Source organism: Paenibacillus albiflavus (assembly GCF_004344915.1).
GTDB lineage: Bacteria > Bacillota > Bacilli > Paenibacillales > NBRC-103111 > Paenibacillus_AM > Paenibacillus_AM albiflavus.
In genome coordinates this window covers 198,241-219,741 of the sequence record NZ_SKFG01000010.1, presented here as the reverse complement: position 1 = coordinate 219,741, position 21,501 = coordinate 198,241, and the positions used below count along the sequence as shown (strand labels likewise).

The 21,501-nt window shown below is 41.5% G+C and carries 18 protein-coding genes; 16 read left to right on the top strand and 2 right to left on the bottom strand.

Translation table 11 applies throughout. The features are described from left to right. Positions 1 to 79: 79 nt before the first annotated feature. From E0485_RS12060 to E0485_RS12035, 6 genes are all read left to right on the top strand, one after another. Positions 80 to 1,936: a sensor histidine kinase gene (locus E0485_RS12060; protein WP_132418293.1), complete on the top strand. Its 1,857-nt coding sequence runs from the start codon at positions 80 to 82 to the stop codon at positions 1,934 to 1,936. Continuing rightward, positions 1,899 to 3,518, top strand: a complete 1,620-nt coding sequence (locus E0485_RS12055; protein ID WP_132418292.1) for a response regulator transcription factor — start codon at positions 1,899 to 1,901, stop codon at positions 3,516 to 3,518. The genes E0485_RS12060 and E0485_RS12055 overlap by 38 nt, the downstream gene beginning before the upstream one ends. Positions 3,519 to 3,600: 82 nt before the next feature. Further along, positions 3,601 to 5,205 (top strand): beta-N-acetylhexosaminidase, encoded by a 1,605-nt coding sequence (nagZ, locus tag E0485_RS12050; protein ID WP_132418291.1) that lies wholly within the window; start codon positions 3,601 to 3,603, stop codon positions 5,203 to 5,205. Positions 5,206 to 5,353: 148 nt separating this feature from the next. Then, entirely contained in the window at positions 5,354 to 5,863 is a 510-nt protein-coding gene (locus tag E0485_RS12045) for a hypothetical protein (protein ID WP_132418290.1), read from the top strand. A 128-nt stretch (positions 5,864 to 5,991) separates the two neighbouring features. Further along, positions 5,992 to 6,711 (top strand): YwiC-like family protein, encoded by a 720-nt coding sequence (locus tag E0485_RS12040; protein ID WP_132418289.1) that lies wholly within the window; start codon positions 5,992 to 5,994, stop codon positions 6,709 to 6,711. A gap of 105 nt (positions 6,712 to 6,816) precedes the next feature. Then, on the top strand, positions 6,817 to 8,499 hold the full coding sequence (locus tag E0485_RS12035; RefSeq protein ID WP_132418288.1) for a family 10 glycosylhydrolase: 1,683 nt from the start codon (positions 6,817 to 6,819) through the stop codon (positions 8,497 to 8,499). Positions 8,500 to 8,785: 286 nt separating this feature from the next. Here E0485_RS12035 and E0485_RS12030 read toward each other — a convergent pair whose 3' ends face one another. Continuing rightward, the gene (locus E0485_RS12030) at positions 8,786 to 9,541 is read right to left on the bottom strand and encodes an IclR family transcriptional regulator (RefSeq protein ID WP_132418287.1); all 756 of its coding nucleotides are present in this window, start codon (positions 9,539 to 9,541) and stop codon (positions 8,786 to 8,788) included. A 173-nt stretch (positions 9,542 to 9,714) separates the two neighbouring features. Here E0485_RS12030 and E0485_RS12025 point away from each other — a divergent pair, with 173 nt between their 5' ends. From E0485_RS12025 to E0485_RS12005, 5 genes are read left to right on the top strand one after another with little or no spacing between them, the layout of a single operon-like run. Next, positions 9,715 to 10,857 carry an ABC transporter substrate-binding protein gene (locus tag E0485_RS12025; RefSeq protein ID WP_132418286.1) on the top strand — a complete coding sequence of 381 codons (1,143 nt, stop codon included), beginning with the start codon at positions 9,715 to 9,717 and terminating at the stop codon, positions 10,855 to 10,857. Between the two features lie 15 nt (positions 10,858 to 10,872). Then, entirely contained in the window at positions 10,873 to 11,988 is a 1,116-nt protein-coding gene (locus tag E0485_RS12020; protein WP_132418285.1) for an ABC transporter ATP-binding protein, read from the top strand. A 3-nt stretch (positions 11,989 to 11,991) separates the two neighbouring features. Further along, the gene (locus E0485_RS12015) at positions 11,992 to 12,843 is read left to right on the top strand and encodes an ABC transporter permease (protein WP_132418284.1); all 852 of its coding nucleotides are present in this window, start codon (positions 11,992 to 11,994) and stop codon (positions 12,841 to 12,843) included. After that, positions 12,840 to 13,643, top strand: coding sequence for an ABC transporter permease (locus E0485_RS12010; RefSeq protein WP_132418283.1), 804 nt, complete (start codon positions 12,840 to 12,842; stop codon positions 13,641 to 13,643). Before E0485_RS12015 ends, E0485_RS12010 begins: the two co-directional genes overlap by 4 nt. Positions 13,644 to 13,660: 17 nt before the next feature. Then, positions 13,661 to 14,809, top strand: a complete 1,149-nt coding sequence (locus E0485_RS12005; RefSeq protein WP_132418368.1) for a M20 family metallopeptidase — start codon at positions 13,661 to 13,663, stop codon at positions 14,807 to 14,809. A 57-nt stretch (positions 14,810 to 14,866) separates the two neighbouring features. On the opposite strand, the gene glpX is transcribed toward E0485_RS12005, so the two are convergent. Next, the gene (gene glpX, locus E0485_RS12000) at positions 14,867 to 15,832 is read right to left on the bottom strand and encodes a class II fructose-bisphosphatase (protein ID WP_132418282.1); all 966 of its coding nucleotides are present in this window, start codon (positions 15,830 to 15,832) and stop codon (positions 14,867 to 14,869) included. Positions 15,833 to 15,963: 131 nt separating this feature from the next. Between glpX and ppdK the strand changes: the two genes are divergently transcribed. The 5 genes from ppdK (at position 15,964) to E0485_RS11975 (ending at position 21,411) form a co-directional block, all read left to right on the top strand. Further along, positions 15,964 to 18,606 (top strand): pyruvate, phosphate dikinase, encoded by a 2,643-nt coding sequence (gene ppdK / locus E0485_RS11995; RefSeq protein WP_132418281.1) that lies wholly within the window; start codon positions 15,964 to 15,966, stop codon positions 18,604 to 18,606. 24 nt (positions 18,607 to 18,630) lie between these two features. Next, on the top strand, positions 18,631 to 19,308 hold the full coding sequence (locus tag E0485_RS11990; protein ID WP_132418280.1) for a helix-turn-helix transcriptional regulator: 678 nt from the start codon (positions 18,631 to 18,633) through the stop codon (positions 19,306 to 19,308). A 44-nt stretch (positions 19,309 to 19,352) separates the two neighbouring features. Then, the gene (locus E0485_RS11985; protein ID WP_407944849.1) at positions 19,353 to 20,159 is read left to right on the top strand and encodes a pyruvate, water dikinase regulatory protein; all 807 of its coding nucleotides are present in this window, start codon (positions 19,353 to 19,355) and stop codon (positions 20,157 to 20,159) included. Between the two features lie 137 nt (positions 20,160 to 20,296). Beyond that, complete coding sequence (locus tag E0485_RS11980) at positions 20,297 to 20,776, top strand: DUF3939 domain-containing protein (protein WP_132418278.1); 480 nt, start codon at positions 20,297 to 20,299, stop codon at positions 20,774 to 20,776. A gap of 287 nt (positions 20,777 to 21,063) precedes the next feature. Next, on the top strand, positions 21,064 to 21,411 hold the full coding sequence (locus E0485_RS11975) for a hypothetical protein (RefSeq protein ID WP_132418277.1): 348 nt from the start codon (positions 21,064 to 21,066) through the stop codon (positions 21,409 to 21,411). Positions 21,412 to 21,501: the final 90 nt, after the last annotated feature.

The following is a 21,501-nucleotide window of genomic DNA, read 5'->3' as shown; positions in this document are numbered from 1 at the left end:
ATAGTTAATAGATTGGTCGAAAGATTCCAATAAATCAGAGATTGCTGCTCTTGGGTATGAAGACGGAGGAGAACGCTAGATGAACTTAAGAAATAAAATGCTCATGGCTTTCTTCGTGTTTATTATTGTTCCCCTCTTCTTTGTAGGCAGTGTCACTTATTTTTTGATGCAAAATATTATTGAACGGAATTATAACGATCAAACAGAGCTGGCGATTAAAGCGGTGAGCAATAATGTTTCTTTGGTGCTTAGAGAGGTAAATAGCTATTCCGAATATTGGCGGCACAAGAGTCAGCTAACGTCGATCTTTGCCCAGCCTTCTCCGGAGTGGAAAGATAATGAAACGAAAACGAATAATGAAACAAGGCTATATATCTCGAAGGTTTTGAGTGAGACCTTTCTTTTTTACACTCCGATTCATGAAGTAACGATTTACAATCTGGAAGGCGAATCTGTTGGAGTGGCTAAGGATCAATTTACTACAGTATATCCAGTGGATTTACAAACGCTTAAGAAGTATCCCTTCTTTAATGAAGTCGTTAAGCTTAGCGGTGCGCCCAAAATGATTGGTCCTTATGAAATGCCAGATATTACGGCTTTGAATTCGATGTATACAAATGTTCGCATGATGGTTGATCCAAGTACAATGAGCGTTAAAGGCTATATGATGCAAAGGCTCAATCTGATGGAGCTTGATAATATTTTTAGATTTTTCTTATACAATCAACCTGCTGACAGTCGATTTATGATTATTAATCAAGATGGGCTCATTATGCAGGATAGTGGGCATAAGCTTGGCGGGAGCAAATTAAGTGAGCAGCTCTCTCACCCCATCGATTTTAGCAAGGAATATACTTCGAATAAAATAATGTTTGGGGATGTCGATAGTATTGTGACTACCTACAAACTGGATCTTGAACGAGATGGGGTTAAAGATTGGTATGTGGTTTATGTAACACCATGGAGCGCCATATCCAATGAAACCTTATTTGTGCTTAAAGTAGTTGCGGCTATTATTGTATTTTGCTTGATATGCGCGATTGTGTTTAATTTATTTTTCTTAAACCGATTTATTCGGTTTCTGCTAGGCTTTGTAAGCTCGATGAAGCGTGTTGAAATGGGAGATTTAAGTGTAAGACTACCTATCAAAGAGAAGAGAGAGATGGGTGTTCTAGCTCGAAGCTTCAACTCATTAGTCGAGCGGATCGCTTCTTTATTAGAGGAAGTTAAGCTGGAACAGCAGCATAAGAATAAGGCGGAGCTAATGCTTCTGGAAGCACAGATTAAGCCGCATTTTCTATTTAATACATTAGAGTCGATCAATGGTCTTGCAGTTCAGAATGAAGGCAAGAAGGTTAGTCAGCTAATCTATCGATTAGGTTCGATGCTTAGAATGTTTGAGCATGAAGAAGAAATTTCTCTGACGCTTGAACTCGATTATTTACGCAATTATTTGGAAATCCAGTCCTTTAGGTTTGAGAATTTATTTGAATATCAGATCGACGTGCCAACTTCACTAAAAGACTATTATATCCTTAAATTAACGCTGCAGCCGCTTGTTGAGAACAGTATACATCATGGATTCGAAGGTTATGAGTCTGGTGGAATAATTGCTATTCGTGCTGAAGAACAAGAGGATCGGATCCTCATATGGGTACAAGATAATGGATCAGGAATTCCGATTGAAGTGCTGCAACGACTTAAATACAAAACCTCTCAAGTTACGATTAACAAACAGATTGAGGGGAATGAAAGAATTGGTCTTGGTATCGTGAATGTGGCAGATCGACTCCGAATTCACTATGGGGCTGAGTATGGCATTTGGATATGTAGCGATACAGACATTGGAACGACAATCAAAATTGTCATTCCTAAATATAAGCCGCCGGGTGATGATAATGGAATTGAAGGTATTGCTGGTCGACGACGAGATTAATATCGTGCGGAATTTGCAGAAAATCATTCCTTGGCATAAGTATGATTTTACAAAGGTTGATACGGCTTCGAATGGCGCTAAGGCGCTGGAGTACGTCCTAAACTACGATACAGATCTAATCCTGTGTGATATTCGAATGCCCCAAATGGATGGACTTTCTTTTCTCGAGAAGTTAAAAGATCATGGCAAGAAATGTACAGTCCTAATGTTGACGGGTTACCAGGATTTTGATTATGTCAGATCTGCTTTGAAAAATGGTGCAAGGGATTATATCTTGAAGCCGATCAATTATGAAGAACTTGAGAGAATTATTGCAAAGCATGCCACAGAGATAAAGAATAGGAAGCTGGAGCAGATTAAGGAACGGAATAAATGGAACAAAGCCATGATTGTGGCCTATGAGAAATTTCTCTATGATGTTCTGCTAGATTATACAACCGTTAGCAGCAGGCAATTTTTATTTGATGAAGAAAATAAACTCGATGAGCTTCAATATACACTGCTGCTGATTGATTTAGATGATTACTCTCAAATTTCTAGGGGATGGAATGAGAAAGAGCGCAAATTAATCAATTTTGCAGTACGTAATGTACTTCTGGACGCTTTGATGAGTCATTCACTTGCGTATGCTGTTCTCCAGACACGTGAGGGTGAATGGTGTGTACTCATCCAACATCAGAAGAATTCCGGATATGATTTAGAAATGGTTCACATGTGGTCAAGAAAAATGCTGAATGCTGTGAGTGAAAATGTTAAACTAACAGTATCAGTCGGTATTTATCCTGTACATGTACCGATTGACAAGCTTGCGGATGCTTACAAGCAGCTTCAAAGAACAGTTCATCTATCTCCTCAGAATCATCAGATCATTGTTCTTGAAGAGGAAGTCTCACAGCCAAATGAGCTTAAATATTCGATGTGGGGCCTCGTAGAAGAAATTGTATCATCGATCAAGAAGCGAGATCGTGATAAAATGGAACAAGCATTCCAAGAGCTTAACAATACGTTACGAGAGATATCGGGTCAGTCGCTTCAACGGGCTGAGCAGTTTCTTCATTTCATGATTCTCCACTTATTGCGGGAGATGCATGAAATTAACGTATTAACTAGTGAAGATGAGAAATCCGTATGGACGATGCTAGAACGTTCAATATCGATCAAAAGCTTGCTGGATATTATTCATAAGCTGCTGAATGATTCGTTTAACTCAAGTACCAATCGTAAACCAAGCGATATGCTGATGGTTTCGGCAAAGGATTACATTGATAAGAATCTAGCAAATGATCTGGGTGTAGAGGAAATATCCGATTATTTGGGCATTTCTTATTCCTATTTCTCCATGCTGTTTAAACAAACCTTTGGAGAAACCTTTCTCGAATACTTGACCAAGCAGCGGATTGAGTTAGCCAAATCAATGCTTCTCGCAAGTGACAAAAGTGTGGCACAGATTGGTAAATTGGTAGGGTACTCGGAAAGACGCTATTTTACTAGAGTTTTCTATAAGTTTACTGGCTCGACACCTTCTGAATACCGCGAGAAGAATGCAGACCCGAAATCCATACTTCCCGATCTATCATCTTAGTTACAGGATTGAGTAATACAGCGTTTATAATATTCCAATTGATTCCCTATAATTCGGATGGGGAACAACCAGAAGGGGTGGCATGATGCGTTTATCTGATTTAACTCTTAAACAAAAGATTGGACAAATGTTCATGTGCGGATTTGATGCTGTTGAGGCAAATTCTCATATTGAACGCCTGATTCGTGAGAATGAAATTGGAGGGGTCATTTATTTCCGTCGCAATCTCCAAAATCCAGCTCAGGTCGCTGCGCTTTCTAATCAATTGCAACAATTAGCATCTGAATCAACGGATATCCCTTTAATGATCTCAATCGACCAAGAAGGTGGAATGGTCACTCGTATTGAGGAGGGCGTCTCCTTAATGCCAGGCAACATGTCTCTTGGCGCAATGAATGATCTAGAAGCTGTGTACCAAACGGCATGCGTTTCAGGTAGAGAGCTTCGTGCAATGGGGATAAATGTGAATTTTGCCCCAGATGTTGATGTGAATAACAATCCATTGAATCCAGTAATCGGTGTACGTTCATATGGAGAAGATCCTCATGCCGTTGCTGACATGGGAATAGCTGCCGTACGCGGTTATGAAGCTGCTGGTGTCGCAGCTACGATTAAGCATTTCCCGGGTCACGGTGATACGGAATCGGATAGTCACTATTCACTTCCGGTTGTTCCGCATGATCTTAATCGTTTGAATGAGATTGAGCTTGTGCCTTTCAAGAAGGCAATTGACCAAGGCGTTGATATCGTGATGTCTGCACATGTCATTTTCCCAGCATTAGAGCAAGGAGATCTTCCTTCCACATTATCACCGAAGGTGATTGATGGTTTTCTACGCAAGGAGCTTGGATTCCAAGGTGTTGTTTGCTCAGACTGCATGGAAATGAAAGCAATTGCAGATCACTTTGGTTTTGTGGATGGTACAATACTTGCAGTTGAAGCGGGTGTGGATCTTATCCTTATCTCCCATAGATACGAGTATCAAGTTGCAGGGATTAACGCATTAGTCGAAGCTGTCGAGAGTGGAAGAATTTCAGAAGAGCGGATTAATGAGTCCGTAGAACGTATTCTTACGCTTAAGGAGAAGCTGAAGAATCAATCGAACCAATCCATGATTACACTTGAAGAAGTAGGGATGCCTGAATGGAAGGAACTTGCTTCTAGCATATATGAGAAGAGTGTCACACTTGTGAAGAACGATGGTCAGGTTCCACTAGATGTTCGTGAACGTACGCTAGTGATTTGGTCAGAAGTACGTACGGATACTCAAATTGTAGAAGCTATAAAGCAAGAGGAGACACTTGGCTACTTCTTGAAGGAGCTTAAATTCGACGTAGAAGAAGTTCGTCTTGGATTAACCCCGCAAGATGACACTGTAACGAAGCTGTTGGATCGTGCTAAAGCATACAAACAGGTTGTATTCGTTACATATAATGCAACTTTCTCAGAGGGTCAAATTCGTATTGCACAAGAGCTTGCTACAAGCTGCAAACAATTTGTCGTTGTTGCAGGACGGAATCCATTTGATCTGATGAAATTCCCAGAGGTTCAGGCCTATATTGCAGCTTATGAGAATCGCCCATTAGCAATGAAAGCTGTTGCTAGGGTGCTCAAAGGTGAAATCCAAGCGCAAGGTAAACTGCCTGTTTCGATTACATCGGATTATTCGAAGGGTTGGTCAATCTGATTCATTAATCCTATAAACTATTAAAGTCTGCTGCGGTCTGTCGCATGCAGACTTTTTTTATATGAGCAAGGCATAAAATAGAAACCTACTAAATATTTTAGTAATAGGACATGTGATTCGATTTTCTAGAAATAGAGGTGATACACAAATGTCTATTGTATCAAGATGGTTCTCGCGTAAACAGAAGACAAATCATACAAGCGATGTGCAGTCTACTGAATCAGGCACTCTGCAACAAGAGGGGACAGAACTGGAAAATCAATCGAATCTATTGAAGGAGGAAGAAACGATGGAAGAAAAAGAAGTTTTCGTAGCCATGACGGAGGAAGTCGAAGTAGAGACTCTTGAGGCTGTTCAAGAAGAAGAAGTAGTCGATGCAGTCGAAGAGGTAGAGGAAGTTACACTGGAAGCTGATGATGAGAGCGAAGAGTCCGAAGCTGACGAAGAGGCTGAAGAAGAAGCTGAAGATGACGATGGTGATGACGAAGAAGATGTAGAAGAGGAAGAAGACGAGGAAGAAGACGAGGAAGAAGAAGCTGACGATGAAGATGAGGCTGATGAAGCAGCTGATGATGAATCCGCAGAAGATGCAGATGCTGGTGGCGATGACGCTGGGGAAGCCGAAGCATCAGATGCGGATGATGCAAGCGAAGCTTAAAAATTAAGAATAAAATATGGCGGTGAGGGGATGCGAAAGCATCTCTTTTTGTGTTGTACGATAACTGAAGCTCCTTGTTTATGCTATAGTTAAACTATCGATCTATTGCGATACAAGGAGTGTTCATAGTGCGAAATCGATATATACCGAATCAGCATGGTGCTTGGGCGATGCTCACAATTCCATTCTTGCTGGGGACATTTGCTGCAAAGGCTTCTTTTATTCATATTCTATTATTTATTGGTTGGCTGCTTGTTTACTTGCTCTCATTCCCCTTCTTGCAATTCATCCGAACAGGCAAAAGCAAGCTCTATTTGCGTCCGATTCAAATCTATGGCGTTTTGTTCGTGGTGGTTGGCGCAGCGTTGCTTATCTTAAAGCCAGTCCTTGCTTTGATAGGACTAGCTTACATTCCTTTATTTTCAATAAATGTTTATTATGCAAAGCTTAACCAAGAAAGAAGCTTTATCAATGATATGGTTGCCGTCGTACAATTCTGTTCGATGCTGTATGTTACTTATTGGCTTGGCGGAGGAACAGACTGGATACTTGCTAGTGAGCTATTTTTAATCGTATTCCTTTATTTTACAGGTACAGTATTCTATGTAAAGACGATGATTCGAGAGAAGAAGAATAAATCATTCTATGTCATTTCAGTCATCTTCCATAGCATCAGTCTAGTGTTTATAGGATTGTATATATCTCCATTGCTAATAATTCCGATGCTGATCGTATTGGCTAGAGCGGTTATTTATCCCAAGATTAAGCTGAATATTATGCAGATTGGGATTAGTGAAATTGTATTCTCCTTGATTCTGACTATTTTTTCCTTGGGAATCTATTCTTAGAATTTGATTAGAATCTTCTACTTTCATAGACTAGTGTTAGTAAATAATAGTAGAATTGAAACTAGAGTAGAAAAAGGTTAGAACTACGAATAGGAGGTAGACAGCTTGAGAAAACGCAGAATAATGATGGTATTGCTAGTGCTGCTCTTATGTTTGCAATCAACATTCGTACTAGCTAAAACCGAGCCAAAGATTAATACGAACGTGAAAGTGCTTGTGAATGACAAAACCGTATCCTCGGATGCACCGCCTTATATTATCGAAGAGAGCGGCATAACGATGGTTCCATTAAGGTTCATATCGGAAGCACTAGGGGCGGAAATCAATTGGGATCCGAAGCCTAAGAAGATTACAATACATATGGAAAGTAATTCAATTTATTTAACGATCGGTCAAAAAACCGCTGAAGTCAATGGCAAGAAATCAGCTTTGGAAGTCGCTCCAGAACTGAGAAACGATTGGACGATGGTTCCGCTTCGTTTTGTTAGTGAGAGCTTAGGTGCTGAAGTCAAATGGGAGGCTGCTACTAAGACGGCCAAAATTTATTCCTCGGGAAATAATGTGCCTGATGTTAAGCCTGAGGAGCCGGATGCGGGGAAGGAACCTGAGAAGAAGCCAGATCCGACGCCAGTTCCTAAACCGGAAGATCCCAATAAAGTGCCTGATACTGGACAAGTTAATCAGGATGAAATGCGCGCTGCATGGATCGCTACCGTCTTTAATATCGATTGGCCGTCTAAGCCGGGTCTTGATATTGCCAAGCAGAAGCGTGAGTTTACAGATATGCTCGACAACCTGAAGAATATAGGGATGAATTCGGTAATCGTCCAAGTAAGACCAACATCTGATGCTCTATATCCGTCCAAATTAGTTCCTTGGTCCAAGGTATTAACAGGTACACAAGGCAAAGATCCAGGTTATGATCCGCTTGCGTTCATGATTGAAGAGACGCATAAACGTGGAATGGAGTTCCACGCATGGTTCAATCCATTCCGTGCGAATACAGATACGAAGGTTGAACAATTAGCCGATAACCATCCAGCTAAACTGCATCCGGATTGGGTAGTTGCTCATAGAGGGCTTCTGCTATTTAACCCAGGCATTCCAGAAGTACGAGCGCATATCATCGATGCGATTATGGAAGTCGTTCGCAACTATGATATCGATGGTGTTCATTTGGATGATTATTTCTATCCGTATGGCATATCCGATGAACCGTTCCAAGATGATGCCACTTTCGCGAAATATAATCCGAAGAAGATTGCAGATAAAGGTAACTGGCGTAGAGATAATATCAATCAATTTATCCAGCAGCTATCCGCTTCGATTAAACAGGTCAAAAGCAAGATTGAATTTGGGGTTAGTCCATTTGGAATATGGCGTAACCAAAGTGATGATTCAACAGGTTCGAAAACAAATGGGTTAGCTTCCTATGACAGCTTGTTTGCAGATACGCGTACATGGATTCGCAATGAATGGATTGATTATGTAGCACCTCAGCTTTATTGGAGCATTGGATTCAAGGTTGCCAGCTACGATACGCTTGTAGACTGGTGGTCACAAGAAGTCAAGAATACGAAGGTGAAGCTGTATATTGGTCACGCTGCACATCGACTTGGGACTAACAGTACGGACTGGGCAACGAGTGATGCGATTATCGGTCAACTGCAATATAATTCTAAGCGTCCAGAGGTTAAGGGCAGTATATTCTTTAGTGCGAAGAATCTAATTAGCAATCCAGTAGGAATTAGAGAGGCACTTCAAACCTTCTACAATAAAGCAAATTAACGAGAAGCGCCGTCAGTTGGAGGAATTCCAATGACGGCGCTTTATTATATGTTTCTAGCTCAACACTAAAATAAGCACTTGATCCCTGCGTAGTGACCGCTGCGAGGACGGATCATTCTTACGATCGCTGTTGTCACCAAATTTCCTGATCCGATAAGCCATTAAGGGGTAGAAATTCGGTGACAAAGGCGAACGCTAACGCTTCTCCAGAACGATTCCGTCCTCTCCGCTCCTTTCGCTAATGGTCAAGCACTGATTATTGTTTTGAGCCATGTTTTTTTGTTTACTATAGTTTATAACCAAAATGACGAGATAGCTTTTGCGTAGTTTGGACAACAGTATCCGCCCAATGATCCAGATTCTGAGTCATTCGGTCTGTAGGACCTATTAGAGAGATGGATGCAGCTACTTTACCTTCAGCATCAAAGATGGGTGCAGCGATCCCTGTTACTCCGATATTACGTAAATTAGAGCTTATTTCATAGCCAAGCTGCCTGATCTTCGCAAGTCGCTGCTTCATTTCTTCAGGATCCGTAATGGAGTAAGGCGTATATTGTTTAAATGGCTGACTCAGGACTTGATCAATCATTTCAGGAGAGCAATAAGCAAGAATAACTCTCGATGCACTAGTTGCATATAAAGGGAAACGTCGATAGGCTTCGACATTAAATCGAATCGGATATTGGGATTCAATTTTATCGATATACATCGCATCTTGACCATCAATAATGCAGAAACAAGCTAATTCCTTCGTATAATCAGCCAGCTTCTGAATACTCGGCTTGGCAAATTCAGCCCAATCGTGATTGTCCTTCACTTTCGTACCTAATTCTAGCAAGGTATAGCCTAATGAATAAAGCTTATTGTTTGGGTTTTGTTTAATAAATCCTTCACTTTCAAGTGTAATGAGTAGTTTATGTACAGCACCTTTGGAAATTTGCAGTTTTCTGCTTAGATCGCTGACTCCAAGCTCTTTCTCCGCATTCAGAAAAAGTTTCAAAAGCGTACAACTCTTCTGGACAGAAGTTAAAATAGACCTCACCTCTTATTACCTAATAGCGAATCTAATTAATATATAAATCTAAATTCATTAATAAAATCTCAAAATTCTGTATTGAATATAGCATTTTATCGTGCTAAAATCAATTAACGGTTACACATAGTAAACGATGTTCACATATAGTGAACGATAAACCAAATTTCTGGAGGGGTAATATGAAAAAGAAAAAAATGCTCTCTGCTTTATCTGTTTTAGCAATCTGTGGTTCTCTATTAGCTGGTTGTGGCAATTCTAATAGTGCAGCGGGCACACCAGCCCCAAGCGCGACACCTGCAGCTCAAGCAGCAGCGACGCCAGAAGCTGTTAATGCTGTTACTCCAGAGAAAGAATTGGTTGTAGCAGGTAACGGCGCAACAGTAGAACAGCTAATGAAAGACGTAATTTTCAAAAAATTCAATGAAAAATATCCAGATGTTAAGCTATCATACGTATCTGGCGTATCAACCGAACTAGTTGCGAAAGTTAAAGCGCAAAAAGGTTCAGCACAAATCGACTTAACCATTGTTGAGGGCGGCGAGCAAGAGGCTGGACGTGCAGAAGGCTTGTGGGAAACATTAAATCCGCAAGAAATTCCGAACATGGCAAAGGTAGATTCTAATTTAAAAGTCAAAGATGAAAGCGGTGTCGCGGTTAATTTTACCCCTATGGGTATCTCCTATAACGCTGATATCGTCAAAGAAAAAGGCTTACCAATTCCGCAATCCTGGAACGATTTAACGAAGCCTGAACTTAAAGGCAACATCACGATGGCTGAAATCTCCAGTAACTTCGGACGCTCAGCAACAATCATGCTTGCCTATGCAAACGGTGGTTCCGAGAAAGATATGAACCCTGGTTTTGATAAGCTCAAAGTTATTGCTGGCTACATGCCAACATTCGCGAAGAACGCTTCACAGCTTCAGCAAAATCTTCAAGATAAAACAGCAGCATATACGACTTGGACGATGGCTAGAAGCATTGTGCAAAATAAAGAGAACGGTGTGCCACTAGAATTCGTTGTTCCATCCGAAGGTTCCAACCTTGTTCCGAACGTAGCGACAATAGTTAAAGGTGCTCCGCATCCAAATGCTGCTAAGCTATTTATCGATTTCTTATTATCTGATGAAGTTCAAACGCTCTACGCAACTAAGCTATACTACAACCCAGCAGTAAACGTACAGCTTCCAGATGACATTGCAAAATTGCTTGAATTCGATCGCAGCAAAGTAAAGAATTTTGACTACGAAGTAATTAGTAAAAGCACTAAAGAATGGCTAGATCGCTTCAATAAGGAAGTTGCTCCTTTAGTAGGAAAATAATAAGGGGATAAACGGATGACAAAAAAAATTGATGTTGAGCTCAGAAATATTCAGAAAAGGTTTGGCGACAATACTGTTGTTGAGAATTTCAATTTACAGATCGAACAAGGCCAGTGCGTATCTTTCTTAGGTCCTTCGGGCTGCGGAAAGACGACAACGCTCAATATGATTGCAGGCTTCCTGGAGCCTTCACAAGGTGAAATATGGGTAAAAGGTAAACTAATGAATGGGGTCCCGTCCAACAAACGGGATCTCGGTATGGTTTTCCAAACCTATTCCTTATTTCCCCATATGACTGTTGAAGAGAACGTCGCTTACGGTCTTAAGCTTAGAAAAGTGCCTAGCAAGCAAATCAAAGAAAGAGTCGGCAAAATTTTGCAAGTTGTTAAGCTGCCACATTTGGCAGATCGCCTACCCAAACAGTTATCGGGTGGACAAAGACAACGAATTGCGATTGCGCGTGCAATGGTAACAGAACCTTCGGTTCTCCTACTGGATGAACCCTTAAGTAATTTGGATGCCAAATTGCGTGAAGAGCTTCGCGAAGAAATTAAGCGCCTTCAACAGGTCATGGGGGTCACGACGATATTCGTCACGCATGATCAGGAAGAGGCGATGTACCTGTCTGATCAAATCGTTGTACTGGATCATGGTAAGGTGGAGCAAATCGGAACACCATGGGAGATCTACAATCAACCAGCTTCCGAGTTTGTTCACCAGTTTATTGGAAAATCAAATCGAATCTCAGGTGTTGTGCAAGGAACGAAGCCAGATGAAATCGAGCTGATGACTGAAAGCGGTATCAAGATTGTTGCTCAGCAGCGACAATTCGCTTATAGCTCAGGACAAGCCGTATCCATCTATATTCGCCCGGAGAAATTGAAGATTACGCCTACTGACATTGAAAAACGTGAACCTCAGCAAAGCTCCGATACAAATTCGATGTTGGCAGTTGTTCAATATACGTCGTTTTTAGGCTCCTTTACGGAATGTATCGTAGAAGCGAATGGGAATCTAATGAATATTCGTTTGGATTCCACTGATCCAGATATGCTGCTAGAAGCAGGTTCGATGGTTAAGCTGAGTTGGAATCAGAAGGACGTCTATGTCTTTTCAGCAAAGGAGAGTTAGAGCATGAAAAAGTTTTCAGGAAAAACCGTTGCTTTGTTTCTCCTTACCCCCAGCTTGATTGTCATACTTGGCGCGTTTGTTTTGCCGATGGCGTATATTTTCATGCTCAGCTTCCAAAGCGATGAAGTTAGCTTTACATTTAAAAACTACTTGTTATTTTTTCAAGATCCGTATTATTTTCAAATTTTATGGAGAACAATCAAGATTAGCTTGATGACAGTAATCGCATGTCTATTGCTTGGATACCCAGTGGCGATGTATATGGCCAAGGCATCGCCTAAGATGCGTGGCTTCATCACTTTCTTAATTATTTCGCCTCATCTCATTAGTGTAGTTATCCGCAATTTTGGCTGGGTCGTTATTCTAGGTCCCAAAGGGTTTGTGAATAGCACACTGATGCATTTTGGCATTATCGATCAACCGCTAAAGCTAATTTATAACGAGCTTGGCGTTGTAATCGGTTTAGCCGATTCTGTAATTGTGTATATGATTCTCGCGATCGCAACGAGTCTATATAGTATTGATGGATCCTTGTATAAAGCAGCTGATATTCTAGGCGCATCGAAGCTAAAAGGATTTTTTACGATTACCCTTCCGCTTAGCTTGCCTGGCATTATCGCAGGAACAACGCTTGTGTTCAGCTTGTCTATGAGTTCATTCGTTACGCCAGCGTTACTTGGAGGAACTTCGGTTAAAGTAATGCCCGTTATTTCCTACGAGACGATTATGGTATCGCTTGATTGGTCATTTGGTGCAGCGCTTGCCTTCCTGTTAATCGTATTCGCACTTGGATTAGTTGCTTTGTTCACTAGGTTGATTGAAACGAAGAAGTACAAGGAGGTGTTCTCATCATGAGAATTCGCTTTCCTTGGCATGGCTTCATTACAACGATTGTTATTCTAATGTTGATTGCGCCGCTTTTGATCATTATTCCGACTTCATTTACTTCGGCAAACTATTTATCCTTTCCACCAGAAGGTTTTTCTTTTAAATGGTATACCAAAATTCTGGATCGTCCCGAATTTATTGATTCCTTCTGGTATAGTTTGAAGCTTGCTGCAATAACGGCAGTAATCTCTACGATTATTGGCACATTGGCAGCGATTGCCCTGCATAAATATAAATTACCAGGCAGGGGCTTTATTAATGGTCTTTTGCTATCACCACTTACGGTGCCAGCTATTATTATTGGTATTGCAGCGCTGATTTTCTTTACGAAGATCGGTCTTGCCGGTACGTTTGCGGGCTTGTTGCTAGCTCATATCCTCATTACGATTCCTTATGTCGTAAGATTGGTGCTAACAGGGCTTAGTTCATTCGACTATACGCTTGAGCGTGCAGCTTACATTCTTGGAGCCAGCCCTCTCAATGTATTCTGGAACATAACAGTTCCACTTCTTAAGTCAGCGATTCTATCAGGCGCTGTATTCGCATTCTTAACTTCATTTGATAATGTGACGATCTCCTTATTCATGGTGACTCCGTCCTCGAATACATTGCCGATGGCGATCTTCAGCCACATGCAGGAATCATTAGATCCGCTTGTTGCTTCGGTATCCGCTGTGATTATTTTGCTTAATCTTTTATTTATTTTTATTCTTGAAAAGGTTTATGGATTGGATCGTTTATTCGGGTCCAATACTCACTCTCACTAAGGAAGGCAGACAATGTGATGAATCTGGTTACGCAAATTCAAAACTACATGACAGACCTATTAATTTACTTGGAAGAAAGCGTAAATATGGATTCTCCTTCCACTGACAAGGCCTTGAATGATCGCATGATCGATTGGTATGCAGCTTTGTTCCTTAAATTAACGAACGGTCGCGTAGAACGTGTGAGCAATGAGGAATTTGGTGATCGTTTAGTATGCAGTGTTGGGCCTGAGCAGGGAGCTAACAAACGAATACTTATTCTCGGTCATTGCGATACCGTATGGCCAGTAGGGGAAGCAGTAAGACGTCCTTTTGCAATAGAAGGTAATCATGCATACGGTCCAGGCGTTTATGATATGAAGGCTGGTCTACTTCAGGCGATGTATGCAATAAAAGCGCTGATGGATCTTGGAAGAATGCCGCAAGATACGGAGATTGTGCTGCTGATTAACAGTGATGAAGAGATTGGCAGCCGAACTTCCCGTGCTCATATTGAACAAGAAGCAATGAAATCAGATGCTGTCCTCGTACTTGAGCCTCCAATGGAACCAACAGGTGCGCTCAAAACCTGGCGTAAAGGTAGCGGCAGTTTTAAGCTTAAAGTGGAGGGACGTTCTGCACATGCTGGTGTAAATCCAGAGCTAGGCGTTTCGGCAATTAAGGAATTGGCTGAGCAGATCGGTCAGCTTTATGAGCTTGAGGATTTAAGCTTGGGAACGACACTAAACGTAGGCATCGTTCAAGGCGGAATTGCTTACAACGTAGTCGCTGCTGAAGCAGAAGCAATCATTGATGTTCGTGTTGCGACAATGGAAGAAGCAGCACGAATTGAGCGTGCGATGCTGGAGAAGAAGAATAATCACCCAGAGGCTGTCGTGACAGTTACTGGTGGAATTAGAAGACCTCCAATGGAGCGAACCTCTAAGATTGAGACATTGTATAAGTTGGCGGAACAGGTTGCAAGTGAAGAGCTGCCTGAACTCATTCTACAAGAAGCAGGTACAGGCGGCGTGAGTGATGGCAATTTCACAGCAGCATGTGGAATTCCTACTTTAGATGGACTTGGAGCGAGTGGCGACTTTGCGCATTCTCCTAAGGAATATGTACGCATTGATCAAATTCCGCAGCGAACAGCGCTGCTTGCAGGCTTAATTGAACGGATATAATTGTACAAGAATAGCCCACCAATGAGGTGGGCTTTTTATTATGCTTGAGCAGTAAGATTAGTCCTGAAACTGCATTTTATTCGGCAAATAATGAACGGATTTAATATAGCGGATCGTCTTGGTTTTGGCACGCATCACGATGGAATCGGTTTGCGCTTTCTGTCCAGGAAGCTGATGCACACCGCTCAAGAAATCCCCATTCGTAATTCCTGTTGCAGCGAAGATGACATCATCATTTCCTACCATATCAGCCATGCTTAGGATTTGAAGCGGGTCGCTAATTCCCATTGTACAGCATCTCTGCATTTCTTCATCGTTCATCGGCATCAGTCTGCCTTGCAATTCACCCTCCAAGCAGTATAGTGCTGCAGCTGCAAGCACGCCTTCAGGCGCACCTCCTGAACCGACATAGAGGTCAACATCCGATTCTTCAAAAGCAGTAGCAATCGCCCCAGCGACATCGCCAGCACTGAGCAGCTTTATGCGAACGCCAAGCTCGCGCAGCTCAGCGATCTGCTTCGCATGACGTTCACGATCTAGGATTGAAACAGTGATATCACCGAGCGGTTTATTTAATACTTGAGCAGCTTTGTGAAGTGTGACCGTCAGCGAATCATTTAAGTTGAGATGGCCTTTAAGTGCAGGTCCAACAGCGAGTTTCTCCATATAGATATCAGGGGCATGAAGCAAATTCCCTTTGTCTGAGATTGCAATAACGGCAAGGGCGTTATTAAGACCGCTAGCAACGAGTTCAGTTCCTTCAAGTGGGTCAACGGCAACGTCAACTTCAGGCCCGATTAGATTACCAACCTTTTCACCTATATACAGCATAGGCGCTTCGTCCATTTCACCTTCACCGATGACGACAGTTCCGTTAATCGGAACGGAATCAAGCATTCGGCGCATAGCTGCTGTGGCAGCACCATCAGCCTCGTTCTTAACACCTCTACCCATCCATTTGGCGGAAGCAAGTGCGGCTAGTTCAGTAACACGTACAATTTCTAATGTAAGTTCTCTATTCATAGTATCCACTCCAATTAAGATGTATTATTTTCCAATGAGTGATATATATTGTGTCATATATAATAATATAGTATATTATATAAGTATTCAAGGCCAATGTTACATCTTAATTATAAATTGGGGGGTAAATCATGCAAAAGCGAGTAGTTCATTTTGAAGATGGGAATCAAGAAATGAAATGGTTATTAGGTGGCAAAGGTGCCAATTTGGCTGAGATGACTCGAGCTGGGTTACCCGTTCCTCCAGGCTACACGATTACAACCGAGGCCTGTAGACAATATTTGGATAAGGGAGAATTGCCTGATGGCCTCCTGGATGAAATTATTAGTGCAATGCAAGAGCTTGAACGTAAGAAAGGGCAGCAGTTCGGCGATCCCTCTAATCCGTTGCTAGTTTCGGTGCGCTCGGGTTCCGTTAATTCAATGCCTGGGATGATGGACACCATTCTTAACTTGGGACTTAATGATGCTAATGTTCATGGGCTCGCTCAAATAACGAATAACGAACGATTTGCTTACGATTGTTATCGCAGATTAATCCAGATGTTTGGAAATGTTGTATGCAATGTAGAATCGTATCATTTTGAACGATTATTGCTTGAACAGAAGAAAGCAAAAGGTGTGGAGCTGGATCAGGATTTGACAGCAGATGATCTGAAGCAACTAATTATCGAATATCAAGATGTGTTCGAAAGAATGGCGAAGCAACCTTTTCCGCAAGATGTTAAGGAGCAATTAAGACTGGCTGTAGAAGCTGTTTTTCGTAGTTGGAATAATCAACGTGCAATCATATATCGAAGAATTAACCAAATTCCTGACGATCAAGGAACAGCAGTTAATATTCAATCCATGGTGTTCGGTAATTTAGGGTTGGATTCAGGGACTGGTGTATTATTCACTCGTAATCCTGCAACTGGTGAAGATCATCTCTACGGTGAATTTTTAACAAATGCACAGGGGGAAGATGTTGTTGCCGGGATTCGTACACCACGTACAATATCGGAGCTTAATGATGAGATGCCTGAAATTTATCGGGCTCTACACACAATGGCTAAGAAGCTAGAGGCACATTACCAAGATGTGCAGGATATCGAATTTACGATTGAAAAAGGGCAGCTCTATATGCTTCAAACGAGAAATGCGAAGCGTACAGCGCAGGCAGCCGTCAAGACAGCAGTTGATTTGGTAAAAGAAGGTGTCATCACACGAGAAGAAGCGATTATGCGGTTAGATGAATCTCATTTGAATCAGTTAATGCACCCGACAATTGATACGACGGAGCCTCTCACGCAGATTGCATTAGGCTTGCCTGCATCACCTGGAGCTGCATCGGGGCAGGTTGTATTTGATGCAGATACGGCGGAGTTATGGGCAAGTAAGCAGAATGGCAAGGTAATTCTCGTTCGGACGGAGACAACGCCAGAAGATATTCATGGTGTGTTTGCCACACAAGGTATTCTGACCAGCAGAGGCGGAATGACGAGTCATGCTGCTGTTGTGGCGCGTGGGATGGGGAAGCCTTGTGTATGCGGCTGTGAATCGATCCTCGTTGATGAGAATCAGAAGGTCATGCGAATCGGGGAGCAAGAAGTTAAAGAAGGTGACTGGATCTCCATTGATGGAGCTACAGGTAAAGTATATGCAGGGAAGGTTGTCGTTAAGGATGCGACTTTTTCATCTGAATTGACCGAACTTATTAGCTGGGCGGATAAGATTCGTCGATTAAAGGTGTTCGCCAATGCGGATTACCCGCAAGATGCGGCTAAAGCTCGTGAGCTTGGAGCGGAAGGTATTGGCTTATGTAGAACAGAACACATGTTCTTTGGAGCCGATCGTCTTCCAGTTGTTCAAGCGATGATTCTAGCCGATGATCAAGCAGCTCGCGATGAAGCACTTAAGCAATTGCTTCCGATGCAGCAAGCTGATTTTGAAGGCATTTTCGAGGCTATGGATGGATTGCCCGTTACGATTAGACTGTTAGACCCTCCGCTGCATGAATTTTTACCTCATATGGATGAGCTCGATGCAGAATATGCGGAGTTAGTTGGAGCAGGACAAGAGTTGAGTAGGGAAGCAGCACGGATCCGTATGGTAATGAAGAAAGTACGTGCCTTACAGGAAACCAATCCAATGCTCGGCCAGCGTGGATGTCGATTAGGCATTCTATTTCCTGAAATTTATGATATGCAAATTAAGGCTATTTTCTTTGCTGTCAAGAATAGTTTGGCTAAATCCATCAAGGTTATTCCACAAATCATGATTCCGCTAGTCGGGCATGTGAATGAATTGAAATTCTTTCGGGAGCGTATTGATCGCATTGCAGAGCAAATTTTAGGTGAAGCTACGGAACAATCTCGCTACGTAATAGGTACAATGATTGAGGTACCTCGCGCTGCATTAACCGCTGATCAAATCGTTCCTTATGCAGACTTTTTCTCCTTTGGCACGAATGATCTGACCCAAATGACGTTCGGATATAGCCGAGATGATGCTGAGGGTAAGTTCTTGTCCCACTATGTGGAGCATAAGCTGCTACCGAATAACCCGTTTCAAGTGCTTGATCGAGATGGTGTTGGTCAATTGATCGAGATGGCGGTAAATAAAGCCAAAACGCATAAGCCAAATATGAAATCTGGTGTTTGTGGTGAGCATGGTGGAGATAAGGAATCGATTATTTACTGTCATCAGATTGGATTGGATTATGTTAGCTGTTCACCGTACCGAGTTCCCCTTGCTCGGATAGCGGCAGCGCAAGCTAAGATTCTAGAGGGCTAATTGTTTCTTTCCCTCATTTGAGATATGATAATTCAGAGAGAATGTTTTTTTGGAGGGGTTATTATCCAACTAACGACTAGACAGTTAGAGATTGTAAGGCTAGTGACCAGTCAAGCGCCAATCACCGGCGAACAAATTGCAGAACAGCTCGGTGTGAGTCGTCCGACGATCCGCTCCGATCTCTCCTTGCTCGTCATGCTTGGATATATCGATGCTAAGCCGAAAGTTGGTTACTTTCCTGCACCAACAGCCGTTCAAGATAATGTCCATGTTCAGAAGCTTGCTTCACTCAAAGTCAAGGATGTTCAGTCACGCGCAATTATCGTATCTGAAACATCGACTGTTGGGGATGCAGTCGTTACTTTGTTCTTGGAGAACGTTGGCAGCTTAATTGTTGCAGACGAGGAAGGATCTTTGCAGGGAGTCGTATCGCGCAAAGACTTATTGAAGGTCACCTTAGGCAATGCGGCGGCAGCTTCTATGCCGATTGGTATGGTCATGACACGATCAAATCTAGCAACAGTAGATGCTGAAGATGATGTTGTAGAGGCAGCACGCAAGTTGATTTATAACGAGGTCGATAGCTTGCCTGTTGTGAGAAAGCATGAATTAGACGGGAATAAGACCAGGCTTGAAGTAATCGGTAGAATAACCAAAACATCCATGACCAAATTATTATTGGAGTTTGTATTAGGACACTAGTTTAAATATCATTAGCTAGAATCCTACGTGAAAAAGGGGAAATCATCGTGGAGAATAAGCAAACGATAACGATTTGTTCAGATTCTGTTGGGGAAACAGCAGAAGCAGTAGTGAAAGCGACACTGCGTCAGTTTCCGAACCGAGATGTGCGAATCAAACGAATTGGTCATATTCGATCAGAGAGTGAAATTACTTCAATTATGGAGCAAATAGCAGCAGAAGGTGGTTTTGCAGCCTATACGCTCGTTCAGCCTGAGCTTAGGGAAATGATGAAGCAGGAATCGATCCGTCTAGGTGTTCGTGCAATCGATATTATGGGACCGATGATGCAGGCTTACATTGATACATTTAATGATGCGCCAAGCCGTAAGCCAGGCTTGCTGCATGAGCTCGATCGTGATTATTTTAAACGAGTCGAAGCGATAGAATTTACCGTTAAATGCGATGATGGTCGCGATCTTAGCGCAATTCTTAAAGCAGATATCGTAATTATCGGTGTGTCTCGTACATCCAAAACACCGTTAAGTATTTTTCTAGCGCATAAGGGCTACAAAGTAACGAACTTCCCGCTGATGCCTGAGGTCCGAATTGCAGAAGAGTTGTATCGTGTACCGAGCAACAAAATAATTGGACTATCCATTGATCCCGAGAGCTTGCTCAAAATTCGAACAGAGCGTTTAAAAACACTAGGTCTGCCGCATGGATCACAATATTCGTCTATGACGAGAATTATTGAAGAGCTGGAATTCGCAACTTCTCTAATGAAGCAATTGCGCTGCCCGATTATTGATGTGTCGAATAAAGCGATTGAGGAAACAGCAGGTCTTATTTTGGATCATATAACGGTATAAGTTATGAGACTACCTTTTCATATTGAAGAGGTAGTTTTTTTGTTTAAGGATGAAATTCTTGTTATTTGGCATAATAATTGCTATACTAGAAGTATGAAAACGGTTTCAAAATAATTTTCCATAAGGAGGGATGAGCGATGCTGCGATTTTGGAGACGTGAGAAGAAGGATGCGCCAACTAAGCCGCATACAAAGCTTAACTTAACACTCCGTGAGGTTAAAGAAGCGATTAATAAATACGAGGAAACTTTAACTGAGCTTGGAATCAAAAGAACCGTTCTCATCGAAGCGGATAATCAAATCAATTTTGAATTGTTGGCAATGTTCTTAGGTGGAGTTCCCGACAAGAAATTCTACATGTCGCGTGAAACGTACGAAATTTTTGAAGAGAAGGATAAGCATATTCCTGTGTACTTGGATATGGTCCAAGGGGCAGTGGATGATTATATTAGTGAGAAGCGCAAGCTTCCGATCATCGACAATAGCAGTGACCAACGAGTCAATTTTGATCTTCTGATTCATAATCATAATTTAAAGGAAAAGCCAACGATTCCGCTATTTATTAGTAATCAAAGTGATATGGTTACACATGATGAGAATTGGCGACAAGATTCGTAAAAGAAAATGGATGAACCTCCTCGAACGGGAGTAATAATATTGCAAGGTCAGCCAGAACTATTTGGCTGGCTTATTTTTTTGGAGAAAATCATTAACAAATGAAGAAAAGAGTGTATTCTTGTCCATTCGTGGTCCTTTTTAGCGGTTTATAATTTGGAGTAAAAAAATATTAAAATTTCCAAATTTATGATTGACAAATATATTATTCTATAGTTTCATATAAATAACTAGATTATTGTAATTTTTCCCAATTTTAAAATAATATTTCTCTAGAAAAGGAGACAATTATGAACAAAGGATTGATTTATAATAATTACATTACTGTGGTGTTTGTTGCAATTGCCTTAGCTTTACTTGTTTATGGATTGCCAACTGGCATAAAGAATGGAAATGTTTTCGAGGCGCTTAAACCTGCTTTAATTTCATTAATTCCTTATATGATATTTGTTATAAGGGGTTTGATTTTATCTAGTAAATTCAAAAAAGATTATCCGGAAAACAAAACTTATTCCACTAATCTCCTGTCCTATATTTTATGTCTTTTTTGGATTACAAATATTGTAGCTATTCCAATGTTAATATTATGTTCATTAAAGTTATTAAAGCATATGAAGAGAAACATAGAATATATGTAATTCTGCTACAACTCAGAGTGGATTCATTTTATGTATTTGCTACGTACAACCTGCAAATCTAAAAGGAATCCATTACTTTTTAATAATACA

Excerpts from the sequence above, each read along its gene's own strand:
- E0485_RS12060 (WP_132418293.1), top strand. The coding sequence starts at position 80 with ATGAACTTAAGAAATAAAATGCTCATGGCTTTCTTCGTGTTTATTATT.
- E0485_RS12055 (WP_132418292.1), top strand. The coding sequence starts at position 1,899 with ATGGAATTGAAGGTATTGCTGGTCGACGACGAGATTAATATCGTGCGG.
- nagZ (WP_132418291.1), top strand. The coding sequence starts at position 3,601 with ATGATGCGTTTATCTGATTTAACTCTTAAACAAAAGATTGGACAAATG.
- E0485_RS12045 (WP_132418290.1), top strand. The coding sequence starts at position 5,354 with ATGTCTATTGTATCAAGATGGTTCTCGCGTAAACAGAAGACAAATCAT.
- E0485_RS12025 (WP_132418286.1), top strand. The coding sequence starts at position 9,715 with ATGAAAAAGAAAAAAATGCTCTCTGCTTTATCTGTTTTAGCAATCTGT.
- E0485_RS12020 (WP_132418285.1), top strand. The coding sequence starts at position 10,873 with ATGACAAAAAAAATTGATGTTGAGCTCAGAAATATTCAGAAAAGGTTT.
- E0485_RS12015 (WP_132418284.1), top strand. The coding sequence starts at position 11,992 with ATGAAAAAGTTTTCAGGAAAAACCGTTGCTTTGTTTCTCCTTACCCCC.
- E0485_RS12010 (WP_132418283.1), top strand. The coding sequence starts at position 12,840 with ATGAGAATTCGCTTTCCTTGGCATGGCTTCATTACAACGATTGTTATT.
- E0485_RS12005 (WP_132418368.1), top strand. The coding sequence starts at position 13,661 with ATGAATCTGGTTACGCAAATTCAAAACTACATGACAGACCTATTAATT.
- glpX (WP_132418282.1), bottom strand. The coding sequence starts at position 15,832 with ATGAATAGAGAACTTACATTAGAAATTGTACGTGTTACTGAACTAGCC.
- ppdK (WP_132418281.1), top strand. The coding sequence starts at position 15,964 with ATGCAAAAGCGAGTAGTTCATTTTGAAGATGGGAATCAAGAAATGAAA.
- E0485_RS11990 (WP_132418280.1), top strand. The coding sequence starts at position 18,631 with ATGATAATTCAGAGAGAATGTTTTTTTGGAGGGGTTATTATCCAACTA.
- E0485_RS11980 (WP_132418278.1), top strand. The coding sequence starts at position 20,297 with ATGCTGCGATTTTGGAGACGTGAGAAGAAGGATGCGCCAACTAAGCCG.
- E0485_RS11975 (WP_132418277.1), top strand. The coding sequence starts at position 21,064 with ATGAACAAAGGATTGATTTATAATAATTACATTACTGTGGTGTTTGTT.